The sequence below is a fragment of the Pseudomonas thivervalensis genome (genome assembly GCF_001269655.1).
Classification (GTDB): domain Bacteria; phylum Pseudomonadota; class Gammaproteobacteria; order Pseudomonadales; family Pseudomonadaceae; genus Aquipseudomonas; species Aquipseudomonas thivervalensis.
In genome coordinates this window covers 394964-417338 of record NZ_LHVE01000014.1, presented here as the reverse complement: position 1 = coordinate 417338, position 22375 = coordinate 394964, and the positions used below count along the sequence as shown (strand labels likewise).

Here is a 22375-nt window from a genome sequence, read left to right as displayed (position 1 = left end):
GGGCCTCTGTGGCGAGGGAGCTTGCTCCCGCTGGACTGCGCCTGTAGGAGCTGACGAGTGCAACGAGGCTGCGATCTTGTCCCGGACAGTTGAGTCTAAAGCGAAAGATCAAGATCAAAAGATCGCAGGCTTCGCCAGCTCCTACAGACCCAGCGGGAGCAAGCTCCCTCGCCACAAGAGCCCATCGACAGGCGAACGTGACGCTTGCGCGGTGTATCAGGTACAATTCCCGGCTATTTTTCGGCGGGCCATGCCTGCAGCCTTTTTGAGTGTTGATCCGTGAGTGATTTGAGTCATATCCGCAATTTCTCCATCATCGCCCACATTGACCATGGCAAGTCGACGCTGGCTGATCGCTTCATCCAGATGTGCGGCGGCCTGGCCGAGCGTGAAATGGAAGCCCAGGTCCTGGACTCCATGGACCTCGAGCGTGAGCGCGGGATCACCATCAAGGCCCACAGCGTTACCCTCTACTACAAGGCTCGCGACGGCGTCACCTATCAGCTGAACTTCATCGATACCCCCGGCCACGTCGACTTCACCTACGAAGTCAGCCGGTCGCTGGCGGCCTGTGAAGGTGCATTGCTGGTGGTCGATGCCGGCCAGGGCGTCGAAGCCCAGTCGGTCGCCAACTGCTACACGGCCATCGAGCAGGGCCTGGAAGTCATGCCGGTGCTGAACAAGATCGACCTGCCCCAGGCCGATCCGGACCGCGTGAAGGAAGAAATCGAGAAGATCATCGGCATCGACGCCACCGACGCGGTTACCTGCAGCGCCAAGACCGGCCTGGGCGTGGACGAAGTGCTCGAGCGCCTGGTGACCACCATTCCCGCGCCAACCGGCAACATCGAAGATCCGCTGCAAGCGTTGATCATCGACTCCTGGTTCGACAACTACCTGGGCGTGGTCTCCCTCGTTCGCGTGCGCCATGGCCGTGTGAAGAAGGGCGACAAGATCCTGGTCAAGTCCACCGGCAAGATCCACCTGGTGGACAGCGTAGGTGTCTTCAACCCGAAACACACCGCCACCGTCGACCTGAAGGCCGGTGAAGTGGGCTTCATCATCGCCGGTATCAAGGACATCCACGGGGCGCCGGTCGGCGACACCCTGACCTTGAGCTCCACCCCCGACGTCGATGTGCTGCCCGGCTTCAAGCGCATCCAGCCGCAGGTCTATGCCGGCCTGTTCCCGGTCAGTTCCGACGACTTCGAGGATTTCCGCGAAGCCCTGCAAAAGCTGACTCTGAACGACTCGTCCCTGCAATACACCCCGGAAAGCTCCGACGCCCTGGGCTTCGGCTTCCGCTGCGGGTTCCTCGGCATGCTGCACATGGAAATCATCCAGGAGCGCCTGGAGCGCGAGTATGACCTGGACCTGATCACCACGGCGCCGACGGTAATCTTCGAGCTGCTGCTCAAGAACGGCGAAACCATCTACGTCGACAACCCGTCCAAGCTGCCGGACCTGTCGGCCATCGAGGACATGCGCGAGCCAATCGTGCGGGCCAACATCCTTGTGCCTCAGGAGCACCTGGGTAACGTCATTACCCTGTGCATCGAGAAGCGCGGCGTGCAGCACGACATGCTGTTCCTCGGCACGCAGGTCCAGGTGACCTACGACCTGCCGATGAACGAAGTGGTGCTGGACTTCTTCGACCGTCTCAAATCCACCAGTCGCGGCTATGCTTCGCTGGACTATCATTTCGATCGTTACCAATCGGCTAATCTGGTGAAGCTGGATGTGCTGATCAACGGTGAGAAAGTCGATGCCCTGGCATTGATCGTGCACCGTGACAACGCGCACTACAAAGGTCGTGCATTGACCGAGAAGATGAAGGAACTGATTCCGCGGCAGATGTTCGACGTGGCAATCCAGGCCGCCATTGGCGGGCAGATTGTGGCGCGTACAACCGTCAAGGCGCTCAGAAAGAACGTATTGGCCAAATGCTACGGTGGCGACGTCAGCCGTAAGCGCAAGCTGTTGGAAAAGCAGAAGGCCGGTAAAAAACGCATGAAGCAGGTCGGTAACGTGGAAATTCCACAGGAAGCCTTCCTTGCAGTGCTCAGGTTGGATAGTTAGGTCCTATGTCGCTAAATTTCCCGCTGTTGCTGGTTATCGCCGTATTTGTCTGCGGCCTGTTGGCGTTGCTTGATCTGTTGTTCCTGGCGCCTCGGCGCCGGGCGGCCATCGCCTCTTATCAGGGCAGCGTCAGCCAGCCTGATGGCGTGGTGGTCGAAAAGCTCAACAAGGAACCGCTGCTGGTCGAATACGGCAAGTCGTTCTTCCCGGTGCTGTTCATCGTACTGGTGCTGCGTTCGTTCCTGGTGGAACCGTTCCAGATCCCGTCCGGCTCGATGAAGCCGACCCTGGATGTGGGCGATTTCATCCTGGTGAACAAGTTTTCCTACGGGATTCGCCTGCCGGTGATCGACAAGAAAGTCATCGAGGTCGGTGACCCGCAACGCGGCGATGTCATGGTGTTCCGCTTCCCGAGCGACCCGAACGTCAACTACATCAAGCGTGTGGTCGGCCTGCCGGGCGACACGATCCGCTACACCGCCGACAAGCGCCTGTTCGTCAATGGCGAATCGGTAGCCGAACAGTTGCTCGGCTCCGAGCCGGGTACGCTGGGCAGTGCCGAGCTCTACCGGGAAAAACTCGGCGAGGCCGAACACCTGATCCGCAAGGAAATGAGCCGCTACCGCGCCACGCCGGACCGTTCCTGGACCGTGCCGGCGGGGCACTATTTCATGATGGGCGACAACCGCGACAACTCCAACGACAGCCGTTACTGGGATGATCCGAACATTCCCAAGAACCTGCTGGGCATGGTTCCGGACCGGAACATCGTCGGCAAGGCCTTTGCGGTCTGGATGAGCTGGCCGGAACCCAAACTCAGTCACCTGCCGAATTTCTCGCGGGTTGGCCTGATCAAGTAATCACACACGGCGCTGTTGAACACAGCGCCGAATGCTTTTCTGGAGCCTGCACAAGGTTGCCCGGAGGCATGAAGCCAACGATAGTCAGGACGTCATTTTTGAACACAGCGTTAATTGTCCCAAGCCAACGGCGCCTTGCCGCCGTGGCGGTGGAATCCAGCCACGAACTCAGCGTGGGTAAACCGTGAGCGCTTCTCTAAGCCGTCTCGAGCGTCAGCTCGGCTACACTTTCAAGGACCCGGACCTGATGCTCCTGGCCCTCACTCACCGCAGTTTTGCCGGGCGCAACAACGAACGCCTGGAGTTTCTCGGTGACGCCATCCTCAACTTCGTCGCTGGCGAGGCGCTGTTCGAGCGCTTCCCGCTGGCCCGCGAAGGCCAGTTGTCGCGTTTGCGTGCACGATTGGTAAAAGGTGAGACCCTGGCGGTACTGGCCCGTGGTTTCGACCTGGGCGATTACCTGCGCCTGGGCTCCGGTGAGTTGAAAAGCGGTGGTTTCCGTCGCGAGTCGATCCTGGCCGATGCCCTGGAAGCGTTGATTGGCGCGATCTACCTGGATTCGGGCATGGAAATGGCGCGCGAACGCGTGCTGGCCTGGCTGACTTCCGAGATCGACAGCCTGACGCTGGTGGACACCAACAAGGATCCGAAGACCCGTTTGCAGGAATTCCTGCAATCGCGCAGTTGCGAACTGCCGCGCTACGAAGTGGTGGATATCCAAGGCGAGCCGCATTGCCGAACCTTCTTCGTCGAATGCGAAGTTGTCCTATTGAATGAAAAAAGCCGGGGTCAGGGTGTGAGTCGTCGTATTGCCGAACAGGTAGCGGCCGCCGCAGCACTGATTGCCCTGGGCGTGGAGAATGGCAATGACTGATACAACCGTCACCCGCTGCGGCTATGTCGCCATTGTCGGTCGGCCGAACGTGGGCAAGTCCACGCTGCTGAACCACATCCTGGGCCAGAAGCTGGCGATCACCTCGCGCAAGCCCCAGACCACTCGCCACAACATGCTGGGCATCAAGACCGAGGGCGCCGTGCAGGCGATCTACGTTGACACCCCGGGCATGCACAAGGGTGGCGAAAAAGCCCTGAACCGCTACATGAACAAGACCGCCTCGGCGGCGTTGAAAGACGTCGACGTGGTGATCTTCGTGGTCGACCGCACCAAGTGGACCGAAGAAGACCAGATGGTCCTCGAACGTGTCCAGTACGTGACCGGGCCCCTGATCGTGGCGCTGAACAAGACTGATCGCATAGAAGACAAGGCTGAACTGATGCCGCACCTGACCTGGCTGCAGGAACAGTTGCCGAACGCCCAGATCATCCCGATCTCTGCCCAGCATGGCCATAACCTCGACGCGCTGGAGCGGGTGATTGCCGAGCACCTGCCGGAAAATGATCATTTCTTCCCTGAAGACCAGATCACCGACCGCAGCAGCCGTTTCCTCGCCGCCGAACTGGTGCGCGAGAAAATCATGCGCCAGATGGGCGCCGAGCTGCCCTACCAGATCACGGTCGAGATCGAAGAGTTCAAGCAACAGGGGAAGACCCTGCATATCCATGCGTTGATCCTCGTCGAACGTGACGGCCAGAAGAAAATCATCATTGGCGACAAGGGCGAGCGCATCAAGCGCATCGGCACCGAGGCGCGCAAGGACATGGAGCTGCTGTTCGACTCCAAGATCATGCTCAACCTGTGGGTCAAGGTGAAGGGCGGCTGGTCCGATGACGAGCGGGCGTTGCGTTCGTTGGGTTACGGCGACCTGTAAGCCTTACTTGAGTGTGTGAGTTTCATTGTGGGAGCGAGCTTCTGTGGCGAGGGAGCTTGCTCCCGCTGGAATCTGTAGGAGCTGGCGAAGCCTGCGATCCTTTGATCTTGATCTTTCGTTTGAGACTCAAGTGTCTGGGGAAAGATCGCAGCCTCGTTGCACTCGACAGCTCCTACAGCCGAGCGGGAGCAAGCTCCCTCGCCACGGGACCTCTTCAACCATTGATGTCTTGTTGATATCCAGGCCCCCGATGTCCTCCAACCAACCCCTCGCTCAACCCGCCTACGTCCTCCACAGCCGCGCCTACCGCGAAAGCAGCGCCCTGGTGGACTTCCTCACGCCCGAAGGGCGGCTGCGGGCGGTGTTGCGCGGCGCGCGGGGCAAGGCCGGGACGCTGGCGCGGCCGTTCGTGCCGCTGGAAGTCGAATTCCGTGGCCGGGGCGAGCTGAAAAATGTCGGGCGCATGGAAAGCAACGGCGTCGCCGCCTGGCTCAACGGCGAGGCGTTGTTCAGTGGCTTGTACCTCAATGAACTGCTGATCCGCCTGCTGCCCGCCGAAGACCCTCACCCGGCGGTCTTCGATCACTACTCCGCCACGTTGCTGGCCCTGGCCGAAGGCCGGCCGCTGGAGCCGCTGCTGCGTTCGTTCGAATGGCGGCTGCTGGATGACCTGGGCTATGGTTTCGCCTTGAACGTCGACCTGCACGGCGAGCCCATCGCCGCCGACGGGCTGTACCGCTTGCAGGTGGATGCCGGCCTGGAACGGGTCTACCTGCTGCAACCGGGGCTGTTCAACGGCGTCGAGCTGCTGGCCATGGCCGAGGCTGACTGGAGCGCGCCGGGTGCCTTGTCGGCGGCCAAGCGGCTGATGCGCCAGGCCCTGGCGGTTCACCTGGGCGGTCGGCCACTGGTCAGTCGCGAGCTGTTTCGCAAGCCCTGATCAACCCGTATGCTGTGGGCCGACTATTTGTCCATTCAGGAGCCTTTTCGTGAGCACCAATCGCATTCTTCTCGGCGTGAACATCGACCATGTCGCCACCCTGCGCCAGGCCCGTGGTACGCGTTACCCGGATCCGGTCAAGGCCGCACTGGACGCGGAAGAAGCGGGGGCCGACGGCATCACCGTGCACCTGCGTGAAGACCGCCGCCACATCCAGGAGCGCGATGTACTGCTGCTCAAGGACGTGCTGCAGACCCGCATGAATTTCGAGATGGGCGTGACCGAGGAAATGATGGCGTTCGCTGAGCGCATCCGCCCGGCCCACATCTGCCTTGTGCCGGAAACGCGCCAGGAACTGACCACCGAAGGCGGCCTCGACGTAGCGGGGCAGGAGTCGCGGATCAAGGCGGCGGTGGAGCGGCTGTCGAAGATTGGCGCTGAAGTCTCGCTGTTCATCGATGCCGACGAGCGGCAGATCGAAGCGTCCAAGCGGGTCGGCGCCCCGGCCATCGAACTGCACACGGGCCGTTACGCCGACGCTGAGACCCCGACGGACGTGGCCGATGAGCTGCAACGCGTCGCCGATGGCGTGACCTTCGGCCTGGCCCAAGGCCTGATCGTCAACGCCGGCCATGGCCTGCACTACCACAACGTCGAAGCCGTCGCGGCCATCAAGGGCATCAACGAGCTGAACATCGGCCATGCACTGGTGGCCCATGCGTTGTTCGTCGGGTTCAAGTCGGCGGTGGCGGAGATGAAAGCGCTGATCCTGGCTGCCGCCAAGTCCTGAGTCGTCCCATACCCAATGTGCCTGCTCGCTTGAGACTTACCTGATCCATTGTGGCGAGGGAGCTTGCTCCCGCTGGGCTGCGAAGCGGCCCCAAGTTTTTGCGGTTGCTACGCAACCGAGCGGGAGCAAGCTCCCTCGCCACAGGTTCATCACAGCATCAGAAGTTGTGTACAGCTTACAGCTGCGGGGATTCCTGGTTCGGCTTGCTCTTGTCCACACCCGGCACATGCAGGTTGCCCTCGGCCACCTGGTTGCCTTCGAGCTGCGGCTGCGTCACCCAGGTCAGGATGTCGTAGTAGCGACGGATGTTCGCCACGAAATGCACCGGCTCGCCGCCCCGGGCGTAGCCGTAACGGGTCTTGCTGTACCACTGTTTCTGGGACAGGCGCGGCAGGATCTTCTTCACGTCCAGCCACTTGTTCGGGTTCAACCCTTCCTTGGCCGCCAGTTTGCGGGCGTCGTCCAGGTGGCCGCTGCCGACGTTGTAGGCGGCCAGGGCGAACCAGGTGCGGTCGGGTTCCTCGATGCTGTCGTCCAGCTGCTCTTTCATATAGGCCAGGTATTTGGCGCCGCCCATGATGCTTTGCTTCGGATCCAGGCGGTTGGACACGCCCATGGCCTGGGCGGTGTTCTGGGTCAGCATCATCAGGCCGCGCACGCCGGTCTTGGACGTGACCGTCGGTTGCCACAGCGATTCCTGGTAGCCGATCGCGGCCAGCAGGCGCCAATCGACTTTCTCTTGCTTGGCGTAGGCCTTGAAGTGCTGTTCGTATTTGGGCAGGCGTTGTTGCAGATGCTGGGCGAACGTGGTGGCGCCCATGTAGCCGAGGACATCGACATGGCCGTAATAGCGGTCCTTGAGGCGTTGCAGCGTGCCGTTCTTCTGCACCTTGTCGAGGTAGCTGTTGATCTCGTTGAGCAGGCTGTTGTCTTCACCCGGGGCCACCGCCCAGCTCTGGTTGCGGGCGTCGCCCAGGTCGAAGGCCACGCGCACGTTGGGGAAGTACACCTGGTTCATCGCCACTTCGTTGGAGTCCACCAGGGTCAGGTCGATCTGGCCCTCGTCGACCATGCGCAGCAGGTCGACCACTTCAACCGCGTCGGACTCTTCGTATTCGATACCGGGGTATTGCTGCTTCAACTGCGCCAGCTGTTCGGCGTGGGTGCTGCCCTTGAGCACCATGATCTTCTTGCCCGCCAGGGCGGCCGCGTCGGTGGGGCGTGACTGGCCGTTGCGGTAGATGACCTGGGGGGTGACTTCCAGGTAGGCGTGGGAGAACCGCACCTGTTTCTTGCGCTGTTCGCTGCTGACCAGGCCCGCCGCCGCCAGTACCGGGCCGTTGGGCTTGCCGATCTGGTTGAACAGCTCGTCGAGGTTGTCGGCGGTCTCGATCTTCAGTTCCACCCCCAAATCGTCGGCGAAGCGCTTCACCAGCTCGTATTCGAAGCCGGTTTCACCGTTACGATCCTCAAAGTAGGTAGCGGGGCTGTTCCGGGTAATCACCCGCAGCACGCCATCCTCCTTTACGCGCTCCAGTGTGTTGGGTTTCTCAACACAACCACTGAGCACCAGGAAGAGTCCGGTTGCGATCAGCCACTTGGCATATCGCGGACGCAAAGCCGTTGGGGAAAACATCTGCGCAGTATACGCAAACGGCCCCTACCGCCATATCTCGACAGCAAAAGGCCAGTCTGCTAGCCGTTGCAAAACATGTCCGCAACGCCGGCCGGCCGGGGTGCGGCGAGCTTTGTACCGCCGAAAAATATCTCTGCGGCGACCTTGGTACAGGTGTCCAATATCGTTGCGCGCGCAAAGACCGACATTCGGCCAGCATCGCACGTGCCGTTTCGGGTGCCGTTGCCGGCGGTTTAGGCTAGAATGCACGGCCTCAAAGCACACCCCCTTCCCGAGGCTGTCCCGAAGATGTTGATCCTGCGCGGCGCTCCTGCCCTTTCTGCCTTTCGCCACAGCAAACTCCTTGAGCAACTGAGCCAGAAGGTTCCGGCTGTCAGTGGCTTGTATGCTGAATTCGCTCACTTCGCCGAAGTCACCGGCGGTTTGACCGGCGACGAACAGCAGGTGCTAGCGCGCCTTCTGAAGTACGGTCCAAGTGTTCCGGTCCAGGAGCCGGCCGGTCGCCTGTTCCTGGTCCTGCCGCGTTTCGGCACCATTTCGCCGTGGTCGAGCAAGGCCAGCGACATCGCCCGCAATTGCGGCCTGGCGAAAATCCAGCGCCTGGAGCGCGGCATTGCCTTTTATGTCGCCGGTGAGTTCAGCGAGGCCGAGGCCCGGTTGATCGCCGAAGGCCTGCATGACCGCATGACCCAGGTCGTGCTGGGCAATCTCGAACAGGCCGCTGGCCTGTTCAGCCACGCCGAACCCAAGCCGCTGACTGCCATTGACGTACTGGGCGGCGGCCGTGCCGCGCTGGAAAAAGCCAACGCCGAATTGGGCCTGGCCCTGGCCGAAGACGAAATCGATTACCTGGTCGACGCCTTCCAGGGCTTGAAGCGCAACCCCCACGACATCGAACTGATGATGTTCGCCCAGGCCAACTCCGAGCACTGCCGCCACAAGATCTTCAACGCGAGTTGGGACATTGACGGCCAGAGCCAGGAAAAAAGCCTGTTCGGCATGATCAAGAACACCTATCAGATGCATAACGAAGGTGTGCTGTCGGCCTACAAGGACAACGCGGCGGTGATCGTCGGCAACGTTGCCGGTCGTTTCTACCCGAACCCTGAGACCCGCCAGTACGGTGCGGTCCAGGAGCCGGTGCACATCCTGATGAAGGTCGAGACCCACAACCACCCGACCGCGATTGCCCCGTTCCCGGGCGCGTCCACCGGTTCCGGTGGCGAGATCCGCGACGAAGGCGCCACCGGTCGCGGTGCCAAGCCCAAGGCCGGCCTGACTGGCTTCACCGTGTCGAACCTGCAGATCCCGGGTTTCGAACAGCCGTGGGAAAAGCCGTACGGCAAGCCTGAGCGCATCGTCAACGCCCTCGACATCATGATCGAAGGTCCCCTGGGCGGCGCGGCGTTCAACAACGAATTCGGCCGTCCGGCCCTGACCGGCTACTTCCGTACCTTCGAACAGTCCATCACCACCCCCCGTGGTGAGGAAGTCCGTGGTTACCACAAGCCGATCATGCTCGCGGGCGGCATGGGCAACATCCGCGCCGAACACGTGCAGAAAGGCGAGATCCTGGTCGGCTCCAAGCTGATCGTCCTCGGTGGCCCGGCCATGTTGATCGGCCTGGGCGGCGGCGCGGCGTCCTCCATGGCCACCGGCACCAGCTCGGCCGACCTGGACTTCGCCTCGGTCCAGCGGGAAAACCCGGAAATGGAACGCCGTTGCCAGGAAGTCATCGACCGTTGCTGGCAGTTGGGTGAACACAACCCGATCAGCTTTATCCACGACGTCGGCGCGGGCGGCCTGTCCAACGCCTTCCCGGAACTGGTCAACGACGGTGGCCGCGGTGGCCGCTTCGAATTGCGCAACATTCCGAATGACGAGCCGGGCATGGCCCCGCACGAAATCTGGAGCAACGAATCCCAGGAGCGTTACGTCCTGGCGGTCGGCCCGGCCGACTTCGAACGCTTCCAGGCCATTTGCGAGCGCGAGCGTTGCCCGTTCGCCGTGGTCGGTGAAGCCACCGCCGAGCCGCAACTGACCGTGACTGACAGCCACTTCGGCAACAGCCCGGTGGACATGCCGTTGGAAGTGCTGCTGGGCAAGGCCCCGCGCATGCACCGTTCGGCGGTTCGCGAAGCGGAGCTGGGCGACGATTTCGATCCGTCCACCCTCGACATCGCCGATTCCATCGAGCGCGTGCTGCATCACCCGGCCGTGGCGAGCAAGAGCTTCCTGATCACCATCGGCGACCGCACCATTACCGGCCTCGTGGCCCGTGACCAGATGGTCGGCCCATGGCAAGTACCGGTGGCCGACGTGGCCGTGACCGCTACCAGCTTTGACGTCTACACCGGCGAAGCCATGGCGATGGGCGAGCGCACGCCGCTGGCGTTGCTGGACGCCCCGGCCTCGGGTCGCATGGCGATTGGCGAAACCCTGACCAACATCGCGGCTTCGCGCATCGGCAAGATGTCCGACATCAAGCTGTCGGCCAACTGGATGTCCGCCGCCGGCCACCCGGGTGAAGACGCCCGCTTGTACGACACCGTCAAGGCAGTCGGCATGGAGCTGTGCCCTGAGCTGGGCATCACCATTCCGGTGGGCAAGGACTCCATGTCCATGGCCACGCGCTGGAACGACGAAGGCGTGGACAAGAGCGTGACCTCGCCGCTGTCGCTGATCGTGACCGGTTTCGCCCCGGTCACCGACATCCGCCAGACCCTGACCCCGCAACTGCGCATGGACAAGGGCACCACCGATCTGATCCTGATCGACCTGGGCCGTGGCCAGAACCGCATGGGCGCCTCGATCCTGGCCCAGGTGCATGGCAAGCTCGGCTCGCAAGCGCCGGACGTCGATGATGCCGAAGACCTGAAGGCATTCTTTGCCGTGATCCAGGGCCTCAACGCCGACGGTCACCTGCTGGCTTACCACGACCGTTCCGACGGTGGTTTGCTGACCACTGTGGTGGAAATGGCCTTTGCTGGTCACTGCGGCCTGAACCTGACTCTCGACAGCGTTGCCGAGTCCAAGGCCGAAATCCCGGCCATCCTGTTCAACGAAGAACTGGGTGCCGTGATCCAGGTTCGCCAGGATGCCACCCCGGACATCCTCGCCCAGTTCAGCGCGGCCGGCCTGGCCGATTGCGTCTCGGTGATCGGCCAGCCGATCAACAACGCGCACATCAACATCACCTTCAACGGCGACACCGTCTTCGAAGGCCAGCGCCGCCTGTTGCAGCGCCAGTGGGCTGAAACCAGCTACCAGATCCAGCGCTTGCGTGACAACGCCGAGTGCGCCGAGCAGGAATTCGACGCGCTGCTGGAAGAAGACAACCCGGGCCTGAGCGCCAAGCTCAGCTACGACGTCAACGACAACGTCGCCGCGCCTTACATCAAGAAAGGCATTCGCCCACAAGTGGCGGTCCTGCGCGAGCAGGGCGTCAACGGCCAGGTGGAGATGGCGGCAGCGTTCGACAGTGCCGGTTTCAACGCGATCGACGTGCACATGAGCGACATCCTCGCCGGTCGTGTCGACCTGAACGACTTCAAGGGCATGGTCGCCTGCGGTGGTTTCTCCTATGGCGACGTGCTGGGTGCCGGTGAAGGCTGGGCCAAGTCGGCGTTGTTCAACAGCCGCGCCCGCGACGCGTTCCAAGGCTTTTTCGAACGCACCGACAGCTTCACCCTCGGGGTGTGCAACGGTTGCCAGATGATGTCCAACCTGCACGAGCTGATTCCGGGCAGCGAGTTCTGGCCGCACTTCGTGCGTAACCGTTCCGAGCAGTTCGAAGCCCGCGTGGCAATGGTCCAGGTGCAAGAGTCGAACTCGATCTTCCTGCAGGGCATGGCCGGTTCGCGCATGCCGATCGCCATCGCCCACGGCGAAGGCCACGCGGAATTCGAAAGCGAAGAAGCCTTGCTCGAAGCCGACCTGTCCGGTTGCGTGTCGCTGCGTTTCGTCGACAACCACGGCAAGGTCACCGAAACCTACCCGGCCAACCCAAACGGCTCGCCGCGCGGGATCACCGGCCTGACCAGCCGCGACGGCCGCGTCACGATCATGATGCCGCACCCGGAGCGGGTGTTCCGTGCGGTGCAGAACTCGTGGCGTTCGGACGACTGGAACGAAGACGCGCCATGGATGCGCATGTTCCGCAACGCGCGCGTCTGGGTGAACTAAGACGGTGTACAAGCTCTGCTTCTTCGTCCCGGCCAGCCACGTGGACGTGGTCAAAAGCGCCGTATTCGCTGCCGGTGGCGGGCGAATCGGCGACTATGACCACTGCGCCTGGCAGGTGCTGGGCCTGGGCCAGTTTCGCCCGTTGGACGGCAGCCAGCCGTTCATTGGCGAGGCGGGGCAGGTCGAGCAGGTCGAGGAGTGGAAGGTGGAGCTGGTGGTGGCCGATGAGTTGATTCGGCAAGTGGTGGAGGCGCTGAAACAGAGCCATCCCTACGAGACACCGGCGTATGAAGTGTGGCGGTTGGAGGATTTCTGATCCTTCTGCTGTAATAAAAAACCCGCTGATTGATTCAGCGGGTTTTTTATTGCGTGCGATTCCTGTGTACACAAACCCTTGTGGCGAGGGAGTTTGCTCCCGCTGGGCTGCGCAGCGGCCCCACGCTTTTTGGCGGTTGCTGCGCAACCGAGCGGGAGCAAGCTCCCTCGCCACAGGAATGGTGTATGACAGATATTTGATGTTGTTTGTGCCGGCCTCATCTCGAGCAAGCTCGCTCCCACAGTAGATTGGGGGGGCACAGAACAAACGATCAACACCAAACCCTGTGGGAGCGAGCTTGCTCGCGATGAGGCCAGATCAGTCGGCGAAGGCCTAGGCTTTGACATCCACCTTACGCTTCACAACCACTGCCTCTAACGCCCGCCACAACCCCGGCGCTTTCTCCCCCAGCAGCAAGTGCCACACCCCATCCTCCAGCGGACTGATTCCCTGGCAACCCAGTGCCTTGAGCTGGCTTTCCGACAACCCCTTGCCATCGGCCAGTTGCACCCGTAAACGGCTCGTCGCCACGCAATCGAGCTGCAACACATTCCCGCCACCGCCCAGGGCCGCGAGCCATTGTTGCGCTTCGGCCTCGCAGACGGCCGTCGGTAGGGCTGGCTCAGCCATGGCGACCATAGGTGCGCTGGCTGGCCTATCGGAAGAGGGCAACGCCAAGCGGATTTCATCGGCGATGCTGTCGGCCATCGGCCCCACCACCACCTGCAAGCTGCCGCCATTGCCGGGGCGGACCACGGCCATGGCACCGAGGGCCTTGAGCTGGGCATCGGACGCCTTGTGGCGATCCACCAGGTCCAGGCGCAGGCGCGTGGTGCAGGCGCCAAGGGTGATCAGGTTGTCCGCGCCGCCCAAGGCCTGGATGTAGGCTGCGGCTCGCTGGTTTTCGGCGATGGTCGGTTTGTCGCCCGCCGACACCTCTTCGCGTCCCGGCGTCTTCAGGTCGAAGCGGCGGATGCAGAAGTCGAACACCAGGTAATAGATTGCCGCATAGGCCAGGCCCACCGGGACGACCAGCCAGCCGTTGGTGGATTTGCCCCAGCCCAGGACCATGTCGATGAAGCCGCCGGAGAAGGTAAATCCCAAGTGGATATTCAACAAGTTAGTCACCGCCATCGACAGGCCGGTGAGCAGCGCGTGGACCAGGTACAACAGTGGCGCCAGGAACATGAAGGCGAATTCGATCGGTTCGGTGACACCGGTCAGGAACGAGGTCAGCGCCATGGACAGCAGGATCCCGCCCATGACCTTGCGCCGCTGGGGCAGGGCGTTGCGGTACATCGCCAGGCAGGCGGCGGGCAAGCCAAAGAGCATCACCGGGAACATGCCGGTCATGAACTGGCCGCCCTTGGGGTCGCCGGCGAAATAACGGGTCAGGTCACCGGTGACCACCGCCCCGGTCGTCGGGTCGGTAAAGCTGCCGAAGATGAACCAGGCCATGTTGTTGAGGATGTGGTGCAGCCCCGTGACGATCAGCAACCGGTTGAATACACCGAAGACGAACGCGCCGAAGCTGCCGCTGGCCATCAGCAGTTCGCCGAAGCTGTTGATGCCGTGCTGGATCGGCGGCCAGACCAGGCCGAACACCAGGCCCAGGCCCACGGCGCTGAAGCCGGTGACGATCGGCACGAAGCGTCGGCCGCCAAAGAACGCCAGGTACTCCGGCAGCTTGATGTCCTTGAAGCGGTTGTACAGCGCGCCGGCCAACAGGCCGCTGATGATCCCGGCGAGCATGCCCATGTTGATGGTCGCGTCGAGCACCTTCAGCGTCGCGATCATGACCAGGTAACCGATGGCCCCAGCCAGCCCGGCCGTGCCGTTGTTGTCTCGGGCGAAACCCACGGCAATACCGATGGCGAAGATCATCGGCAGGTTGGCGAAGATCGCTTCGCCGGCATCGTGGATGATTGCGATGTTCAACAGGTCCGTGTCACCCAGGCGCAGCAGCAGGCCGGCGATCGGCAGGATCGCGATGGGCAGCATCAGCGCCCGGCCGAGGCGTTGCAGCCCTTCGATGAAATGCTGGTACATGGCGTCTCTCCTTTTATTGTTGTTCGACGTGGCTCAGCCCAGGGGCCAGTGTTGATGACAGGCCTGGCGCACGGCGGCGGCACTGGCCAGGTTCAGCAATTCGGTACTGACGCGGCGGCACTGGGCGGCATCGAGGTGGCGCACGCGGTCCTTGATTTCGCCGACCTGCGGCGGGCTGACCGACAACTCCCGCACGCCCAGGCCGATCAGCACCGGCGTCGCCAGGGGATCGGAGGCCAGGGCTCCGCACACGCCGACCCAACGCCCATGCTTGGCGGCGCCGTCGCAGGTCTGGGCGATCAGCCGCAACAGCGCCGGGTGCAAGGCATCGACCCGGGCGGCGAGGCCGGCGTGGTCGCGGTCCATGGCCAGGGTGTACTGGGACAGGTCGTTGGTGCCGATGGACAGGAAGTCCGCGTGCTCGGCCAACTGTTCGGCGAGCAAGGCCGCGGCCGGGACTTCGATCATCACCCCCAGTTGCGGGCGTTCGTCCAGGCCGAGTTCGTTGCCCAGGGCATCGAGACGCTGGCGGATGTGCAGCAGTTCGCCGACCTCGGTGACCATCGGCAACAAAATCCGGCATCGCTGCAGCGGGCGGGTTTGCAGCAGCGCCCGCAATTGCTGATCCAGCAGTTCCGGTCGCGCCTGCGCCAGGCGAATGCCCCGCAGGCCAAGCACCGGGTTGGCTTCGGCCGGCAGCGGCAGGTAGTCCAGTTGCTTGTCACCACCGACGTCGATGGTGCGGATGATCACCGGCCTGTCGCCCATGGCATCGAGCACGGCTTGATAAGCCTGGCGTTGCTCTTCTTCGTCCGGGGCGGTGTGACGGTCGACGAAGAGAAATTCAGTGCGCAACAAGCCAACGCCCTCGGCACCGTTGGCGAAGGCCTGGCTGGCTTCGGCGCTGGAGGCGACATTGGCGGCGACTTCAACCTGCACCCCATCGACGGTTCGTGCCGGCGTATGGGCGAGGGTCTGTTGCTCGGCGCGCAGGGCTGCGCGTCGCTTCTGTGCTTGCTGTACCTGCATCAAGCGCTCGGCGCTTGGCGACAGTTCGAGACGACCACCGTCAGCGTCCACCACCACCGATTGCCCCGGCGCCTGTGCAAGCAGGGCCTCGCCCAACGCCACCAGGCAGGGCAGGCCTTTGCCACGGGCCAGGATCGCCACGTGGGAGGTCGCGCCGCCCTCGGCCATGCACACGCCGGCCACGCCTTGGGCGCTGAGTTGCAACAGGTCCGACGGGGTCAGCTCCTGGGCGACGACAATCGCGCCCGCCGGTACGTCGAATTGCCAGGCTTCACCGAGCAACGCCCGCAGGACCCGCTGGCGCAGGTCATGCAAATCATTGGCACGCTCGGCCAGCAGCGCGCTTTGCAATTGCCGCAGCACTTGGCACTGCACGTCGATGGAGCGGCTCCAGGCGTGGGGCGCGGCGCAACCTTGCTCGATAGACAGGTAGGCGACGTCCAGCAGGACCGGATCTTCCAGCAACGCCAAATGAGCGCTGAAAATCGCTTGCTCATCGACGTGGCGCCGGGCCTTGGCATTTTCCAGGGTCAACTGGATCTCGCGACTGACGTTTGCCAAGGCATCGTGCAGCCGTTGCCGTTGTTCTGCGACGTCGTGACCCCCGACATCCTCGGGCAACTGAATGCCTTGCAGGCGAACCAGCGGTCCGCTGACCAGGCCGGGCGCGGCGCATACGCCGTGCAGCACACCGGCTTCGGCGCTACGGCTGGGTGCCTTGGCCGGCGGCGCCTCGGCATGGGCCTCTTCGGCCAGGGCTGTGGATAACGTTTTCAGCAGCGCTTGCAACGCCGCTTCGGCATCGCTGCCACGGCAACTGACGTGCACTTCGGCCTGTTCGATGATCGCCAGGCCCATCATGCCCATCACACTGTCGCAGGACGCCGATCGACCGCCGAAGTGCAGGTGCGAGCGACTCTTGAAGCCCTGGGCGGTCTGGCGAATCAAGGCGGCCGGCCGCGCATGCAGGCCGCCTCGATGGGCGATACGGATCTGGCCGAACACTTCGACGCCGACGTCCGGCTCATCGTCGCGTGTTTCACCCGGTGTCTTGCTGACGATATGCAGCAACGGCTCGCCGACCTTGACGCCTTTGAGGGTAATCGGCCGTGCCTGGAAGTGTTCGCCATTGGTGATGATCAGCAGGCTGACCAGGCTTTTGCAGCGCTGTGCCACGCTGTCCAGGTCATAGCGCAGCAGCGCCTGGCCGTTGCTGACCCGCGCACCCTCCTTGACCAGCATGGAAAAGCCGTCGCCCTGCAACTCGACAGTGTCCAGCCCCAGGTGCAACAGCAGCTCGGCGCCGTTATCGGCCCGCAGGGTCACGGCGTGGCCGGTGCGCGCGACGTGGATCACTTCGCCGTCGCAGGGGGCGTAGAGGGTGTCGTTCAGCGGGTCGATGGCGATCCCGTCGCCCATGGCGCCGCTGGCGAACACCGCGTCGGGGACGTTGGCGAGGGTGAGCACCGGCCCGCTGAGCGGGGCGCTGAGGGTCAGCTCTTTATTGTTGTTGGGCATGGGCTCGCTCTCTTTGAAGTCTCATTGGCCTTGCGTTAAAGAACCGTCGGTTCAGTGGGTCCGGGTGACCTTGCTCAAGTGCCGTGGCTGGTCCGGGTCCAGGCCCCGGGCCTCGGCCAGGTTGGCGGCCATCCGGTAAAAGCTCTGGATCGCCAGGATCGGGTCCAGGGCCGGGTGTTCGGCACGGGTCAGCGTCAGGTCGCGCTCGGCGATGTCATCCGGCGCGGCCAGCAATACCCGGGCGCCGCGCTGGCGCATGTCGGCGGCCAAGCTCAATACACCGGCCTGCTCGGCACCGCGCGGGGCGAACACCAGCAGTGGATAGTGCTCGTCGATCAGCGCCATCGGTCCGTGACGGACCTCGGCGCTGCTGAAGGCTTCGGCCTGGATCGCCGAGGTCTCCTTGAATTTGAGCGCCGCTTCCTGGGCGATGGCGAACCCGGCGCCACGGCCGATGACCATCAGTCGCTGGCAATCGCGCAGCGCCTCGACAGCGGCGTTCCAATCCTGGCTGGCGGCATCGCGCAGGCCTTCGGGCAGCGCGGCGCCGGCTTCGAGCAACTCGGCGTCGCCTTTCCAGTGGGCCACCAGGCGCGCACTGGCGCTGAGGGTGGCGATGAAACTCTTGGTCGCGGCGACACTGCTTTCGATACCGGCGCACAAGGGCACGCTGAATTCACAGGCCGCCTCCAGTGGAGAGTCCTCTGCGTTGACCATCGCCACACTCAAGGCGCCACGCTTGCGCAACAGACGCAGGCTGTTCACCAGGTCCGGGCTCTGCCCCGATTGGGAGAACGCGAACGCCACCTGGCCGCTGACCTTCAGCGGCGCCTGCTGCATGGTCACCACTGACATCGGCAGCGACGCCACCGGCAAACCCAGTTGTTGCATGGTCAGGTAGGCAAAATAGCTGGCCGCATGATCGGAACTGCCACGGGCCACGGTCATCGCCACTTGCGGCGGCTGGCGGAGCAGGCGTCCGGCAATTTCCCCAAGGGCAGGGTCCAATCGCTGCAATTGGCGCTCGACGGCGGCGGACGAGGCCAGGGCCTCTTCAAGCATTTTGGAAGTCAATGGCTTCTCCTTCGACCATCACGTCGATCAGGTTCAGGGCGCGGTCAAGGCGCACGCAGTCGGCCCAGGCGCCGGGTTGCAGGCGTCCGCGCTCGGGCAGGCCGAGGTAGTCGGCGGGAAATTGCGACAGGCGTTGTGAAGCTTCGGCGAGGGGCAGGCCGATTTTCACCAGGTTGCGCAGGGCCTGGTCCATGGTCAGGGTGCTGCCGGCCAGCGTGCCGTCGGCCAGGCGCACACCGCCCAGGCATTTGGTCACGGTGTGGCTGCCCAGCTTGTATTCACCGTCGGGCATGCCGGCGGCGGCGGTGGAATCCGTGACGCAATACAGGCACGGGATCGCACGCAAGGCCACGCGCATGGCGCCGGGGTGCACATGGAGCAAATCCGGGATCAGCTCGGCATATCGGGCATGGGCCAGCGCCGCGCCGACGATGCCTGGTTCACGGTGATGCAGTGGGCTCATGGCGTTGTACAAATGAGTGAAGCTGCTGGCCCCGGCCGCCAGTGCCGCGACGCCTTCTTCGTAACTACCGAGGGTATGGCCGATCTGCATGCGCACGCCCCGGGCGCTGAGGGCGCGAATCAAGGCGTCGTGCCCGGCGATCTCCGGCGCGACGGTGATCACTCGAATCGGTGCCAGGGCCAGGTAGGCCTCTACTTCGGCCATCAACGCGGTGTGGGCGAAATTCGGTTGGGCGCCGAGTTTGCCGGGGTTGATATAGGGGCCCTCCAAATGCACGCCCAGGACGCGCGCGCTGCCGCTGGGCCGCTGTTCGCAGTATTCACCGAGGGCGTTGAGTACGCTGGCGATCTCTTCGCTTGGCGCGGTCATGGTGGTGGCGAGCAGCGCCGTAGTGCCGAAGCGCACATGGGTGCGGGCAATGGTTTCGAACGCCGGCGCGCCTTCCATGATGTCCTTGCCGCCACCGCCGTGCACATGCAGGTCGATGAAACCGGGCAGCAGGTAGGGCAGGTCGTTGCTCGTCGGATCGCAGGGCTGGCCCTCGACGGACACGACCTTGCCATGTTCATGGACCAGGCGGCCGCGTATCCAGCCGTTGGCGGTGAGGATGTTGTCTTCTGGCATGGGCACTCTCTGAATTTTTTAGCGACGCAGCTCTGCGACAAAGTCGTAGTAGTCGTTGCGGCAATAGGTGTCGGTGACTTCGATGGGCGTGTTGTCTTCCAGGTAGCCGACCCGGGTCATCAGCAGCATCGCGGTGCCGGGGGCGATGCCCACCAGGGCGGCGAATTCGTCCGAGGCGTTGATGGCCTGGATGTGCTGCAGGGCGCGCACCACCGGCTTGCCGATGCCGTCGAGGAATTCATACAGCGAATCGCCCACCGCTTGTGGCTTGGGAATGATCGACGCAGGCAGGGTGCTCATCTCGATGGCCATGACCGTGTCGTCGGCCTTGCGCAGCCGTTTGAGCCGGGCGACTTTGTCAGTGGGCGACAGGCCCAGGCGAATCAGTTCTTCGTGGGTTGGCGGGGTGATTTCCCGCTCCAGCCACTGGGAGCCGGGCACGAAGCCTTTGAGCCGGAGCATTTCGCTGAAGCCGCTGAGGCGCGAGAGCGGTTGTTCCAGGCGTGGGGTGATGAATGTTCCGGAGCCTTGGTTGCGGCGGATCAGGCCTTGTTCGAACAGCACTTCCAGCGCTTTGCGGGCGGTGACTCGGGAAATGCCCAGTTGTTCGCTCAAGCTGCGTTCGGACGGCATCGCTTGCTCGGCTTTCCACTGGCCGGCGTGGATGGCGGCTTCGAGGTTGCGGGCCAGTTGCAGGTAGAGCGGGGTGGGTTGGGTGTCGTCGGGGCGCAGGGTCAGGATGTTGTTCATTTGTTTGTCCGATGCGGTTTTGTAGGCGTTGTCGCTCGGTGAGTTGCGCTTGAAACTAATACCACTTGAATACCATGTCAACGATGCTTTTCCGGGGTTGATCAGTGTTTTCTGGGTATTTGTGGGGGTGTTATTTAAGTGGTATTAGGGTGGTTTGTGCGGGGTGTGGAATTACAGCGTTGGGATGGGGTTTTTGAAGGTCAGTGGTATGCACGGGGGGCGGGTTACGGAATTTGATATTTATTTTTGTGGCGACCGGTGGTAGTTCGTTTTGTGTGTATATCCGTTGCTGCGGTTACCGCAGCAATGGATATGTACCCAATCCCATCCAAAAAAAGCCTATCTGAAATTTGTGCGAAACATCCCCGACCAGATGGGCGGTCTGTCAGACACCCCGAAGTTTCCGACAAGTTTTTAAGGTTGTCCCTCGGAAGCGGGAACTCTAGCTTTCGGGCTCACATCTCCAAGCGCGGGATCGCTAACTAGCCCTTGGGAAGGTCGAGTGGCAGATCCAAGTTTCAAGGAGCAACATCAGCCTGTGAGGTTCAAACATGGAACTGCCGGATATGATCACCCCCCGCCTCAATACAAAAACCGCGCTGGGACAGGCTTTGGTTTCAATGTTCAAGTCTGTCGAAGCGGAGCTGAAGCTTGAGAATGCAGCGCCAGGGGCGGTCAAAATCATCGTTTTTGGTGGGTGCGCAGTGCACCTTTATACAAATCATCGTGTCTCCACGGACGTTGACGCCGAGATTTATGAGGCCAGTCTTCCAGAAGGTTTTCATCTACGAACGTTGCTGGCGGAAGTGCCCGAGCAGTTTGTTGACGAGACGTCCGGCCGATTGATGGAGCTAAACTACGACCTCCAATACAACACCAGCTTTGGTCCGATTCACGAGGATTATTGGGGTCGAAGCCTCCCTCTTGAAGAGTTTCCGGTTGAGTCTCCTCTGCACGTTCACATTGCTGCCCCTGTCGATATTGCAATTTCAAAGCTGGGCAGAGCAACGGATCAAGATATTGGCGATATCATGGCGCTTCTGAGGGCTGGCTTCATCTTGACCGTCGAGCTGCGTCGACTGGCGTTGCAGGCGATTGATGTATATGTTGGCCACAAAGAGCCTCCAACCTCTGCTCTTACTTATATTTTGCAAAATTATTTGGAGAATACAGATGGCGAAGCCTGCTAACGGCCACGTCCTCTCAGCCGCTCTGGACACATTGGTCAAAATCCCGTTGGATCACGCAGATGATGTTGCGCTCGTCAGCGCCGCCAAAGCTGTCTGGTACTCCAACTTGGACTTGATAAGCGCGGCTCAAGCTTTTCTGAGTCAACACACTGATGAGGTCGAGCTGCGTCGTGCAGGGTATCTGCTCGAACGACTCACCCGATTTTCGTGTGTCACGGACAGTCGTGCGTTGGAAGTCTTCAAAGCCCTTGAGCTATTTTTACGCTCGACACCCAAGCAAGCCATAACCTCACAAACCGCTGTTGCGCTTCGCAAGCGCCGTGATGAGCTTGCTCTCTCTTGGGGGCTGAATGAAGGTCTTGGCTTGAAGGTGCAAACCCTTCTGCCTTTTCAGACTCGGCATTATGAGGCTGAGCAGCGTGCAGCGTTTGTGTAAACCCAAATGCCATCCTCAAAAACCGGCCTAGGCCGGTTTTTTGTTGTGTGAATGATCATCCCAGGGTCTGTCAGACGCCCCGAAGTTTCCGACATGTTTTTAAGGTTGTCCCTAGGAAGCGAGGGCCCTAGCCTTTGGGTGTCGCTGCCAATTCAGCGACCGGGTTTGACCGTCCGAAAAAAATCAAGGGGCAACAGGCCCGGACGTTTTGTCCTGGGCTCCATTAAATTAAAGGAGCTTCAATTGAAAAATAATTCTGACACGCCAAAACCCGCCTCCACCTTCCCCTACGGCGACTACGCCCCCGACAAGCTGAAAGAAGCCGCCGACCGCGCGATGGACCATTACCTCAAGCCCGACGACAGCGAACCAGAACCCAAACCCTCTGTGCAGTTGTTCACCGTATCGGACAGCGTCGACACCGAAGCCCTGCTAGCCAACCTCAGCGAAACCCTGGCCTCGGCCAATGCGGTGCTTAGCGACCTCATGTTTGACTTGGACGGTTCGCGTCGACATGTGGCGTTGGCGGTAGCACAGATGATCGAGCTGGGGACGTTGCTGGCGAACAAGGCCTTGGACCGGGTTGAGCTTCGGACTTGATGCAGTAAGTGCCGGCCTCATCGCGATCAAGCTCGCTCCCACAGGAGACGGGTGTCGATCACCCGTT

At 62.2% G+C, this 22375-nt stretch carries 17 protein-coding genes; 11 read left to right on the top strand and 6 right to left on the bottom strand.

Features of this window, described 5'->3' with window-relative positions:
• The first annotated feature begins 279 nt into the window (after positions 1-279).
• The 6 genes from lepA (at position 280) to pdxJ (ending at position 6438) form a co-directional block, all read left to right on the top strand.
• Positions 280-2079, top strand: coding sequence for a translation elongation factor 4 (gene lepA / locus AD659_RS21345; RefSeq protein ID WP_053124835.1), 1800 nt, complete (start codon positions 280-282; stop codon positions 2077-2079).
• Between the two features lie 5 nt (positions 2080-2084).
• Positions 2085-2939 carry a signal peptidase I gene (gene lepB / locus AD659_RS21340; protein ID WP_053124833.1) on the top strand — a complete coding sequence of 285 codons (855 nt, stop codon included), beginning with the start codon at positions 2085-2087 and terminating at the stop codon, positions 2937-2939.
• Positions 2940-3123: 184 nt separating this feature from the next.
• On the top strand, positions 3124-3813 hold the full coding sequence (gene rnc / locus AD659_RS21335) for a ribonuclease III (RefSeq protein WP_053124831.1): 690 nt from the start codon (positions 3124-3126) through the stop codon (positions 3811-3813).
• On the top strand, positions 3806-4708 hold the full coding sequence (era, locus tag AD659_RS21330; RefSeq protein ID WP_003205264.1) for a GTPase Era: 903 nt from the start codon (positions 3806-3808) through the stop codon (positions 4706-4708). The genes rnc and era overlap by 8 nt, the downstream gene beginning before the upstream one ends.
• Positions 4709-4958: 250 nt before the next feature.
• Positions 4959-5648 (top strand): DNA repair protein RecO, encoded by a 690-nt coding sequence (gene recO / locus AD659_RS21325; RefSeq protein WP_053124829.1) that lies wholly within the window; start codon positions 4959-4961, stop codon positions 5646-5648.
• A gap of 49 nt (positions 5649-5697) precedes the next feature.
• Positions 5698-6438 (top strand): pyridoxine 5'-phosphate synthase, encoded by a 741-nt coding sequence (gene pdxJ / locus AD659_RS21320; protein WP_053124827.1) that lies wholly within the window; start codon positions 5698-5700, stop codon positions 6436-6438.
• Positions 6439-6613: 175 nt separating this feature from the next.
• Here the strand turns inward: pdxJ and mltF are convergent, their stop codons facing one another.
• Positions 6614-8074, bottom strand: a complete 1461-nt coding sequence (gene mltF / locus AD659_RS21315) for a membrane-bound lytic murein transglycosylase MltF (RefSeq protein WP_082343595.1) — start codon at positions 8072-8074, stop codon at positions 6614-6616.
• 288 nt (positions 8075-8362) lie between these two features.
• Between mltF and purL the strand changes: the two genes are divergently transcribed.
• Both purL and cutA read left to right on the top strand, forming a co-directional pair.
• Positions 8363-12259, top strand: a complete 3897-nt coding sequence (gene purL / locus AD659_RS21310) for a phosphoribosylformylglycinamidine synthase (protein WP_053124825.1) — start codon at positions 8363-8365, stop codon at positions 12257-12259.
• Positions 12260-12263: 4 nt separating this feature from the next.
• The gene (gene cutA / locus AD659_RS21305) at positions 12264-12575 is read left to right on the top strand and encodes a divalent cation tolerance protein CutA (protein WP_053124823.1); all 312 of its coding nucleotides are present in this window, start codon (positions 12264-12266) and stop codon (positions 12573-12575) included.
• A gap of 333 nt (positions 12576-12908) precedes the next feature.
• On the opposite strand, the gene nagE is transcribed toward cutA, so the two are convergent.
• From nagE to AD659_RS21280, 5 genes are read right to left on the bottom strand one after another with little or no spacing between them, the layout of a single operon-like run.
• Positions 12909-14624, bottom strand: a complete 1716-nt coding sequence (gene nagE / locus AD659_RS21300) for an N-acetylglucosamine-specific PTS transporter subunit IIBC (RefSeq protein WP_053124821.1) — start codon at positions 14622-14624, stop codon at positions 12909-12911.
• Positions 14625-14657: 33 nt separating this feature from the next.
• The gene (gene ptsP, locus AD659_RS21295; RefSeq protein ID WP_053124819.1) at positions 14658-17171 is read right to left on the bottom strand and encodes a phosphoenolpyruvate--protein phosphotransferase; all 2514 of its coding nucleotides are present in this window, start codon (positions 17169-17171) and stop codon (positions 14658-14660) included.
• A gap of 51 nt (positions 17172-17222) precedes the next feature.
• Positions 17223-18245 carry an SIS domain-containing protein gene (locus tag AD659_RS21290; protein WP_153043911.1) on the bottom strand — a complete coding sequence of 341 codons (1023 nt, stop codon included), beginning with the start codon at positions 18243-18245 and terminating at the stop codon, positions 17223-17225.
• Positions 18226-19332: an N-acetylglucosamine-6-phosphate deacetylase gene (gene nagA / locus AD659_RS21285; RefSeq protein ID WP_053124814.1), complete on the bottom strand. Its 1107-nt coding sequence runs from the start codon at positions 19330-19332 to the stop codon at positions 18226-18228. The genes AD659_RS21290 and nagA overlap by 20 nt, the downstream gene beginning before the upstream one ends.
• A gap of 18 nt (positions 19333-19350) precedes the next feature.
• On the bottom strand, positions 19351-20082 hold the full coding sequence (locus AD659_RS21280) for a GntR family transcriptional regulator (protein ID WP_053124812.1): 732 nt from the start codon (positions 20080-20082) through the stop codon (positions 19351-19353).
• 551 nt (positions 20083-20633) lie between these two features.
• Here AD659_RS21280 and AD659_RS21275 point away from each other — a divergent pair.
• The 3 genes from AD659_RS21275 (at position 20634) to AD659_RS21265 (ending at position 22308) form a co-directional block, all read left to right on the top strand.
• The gene (locus tag AD659_RS21275; protein ID WP_053124810.1) at positions 20634-21272 is read left to right on the top strand and encodes a DUF6036 family nucleotidyltransferase; all 639 of its coding nucleotides are present in this window, start codon (positions 20634-20636) and stop codon (positions 21270-21272) included.
• Complete coding sequence (locus AD659_RS21270) at positions 21256-21708, top strand: hypothetical protein (RefSeq protein ID WP_053124808.1); 453 nt, start codon at positions 21256-21258, stop codon at positions 21706-21708. The genes AD659_RS21275 and AD659_RS21270 overlap by 17 nt, the downstream gene beginning before the upstream one ends.
• A 243-nt stretch (positions 21709-21951) precedes the next feature.
• A complete protein-coding gene (locus AD659_RS21265) occupies positions 21952-22308 on the top strand; it encodes a DUF6124 family protein (RefSeq protein WP_053124807.1) in 357 nt (118 codons plus the stop codon).
• Positions 22309-22375 lie beyond the last annotated feature (67 nt).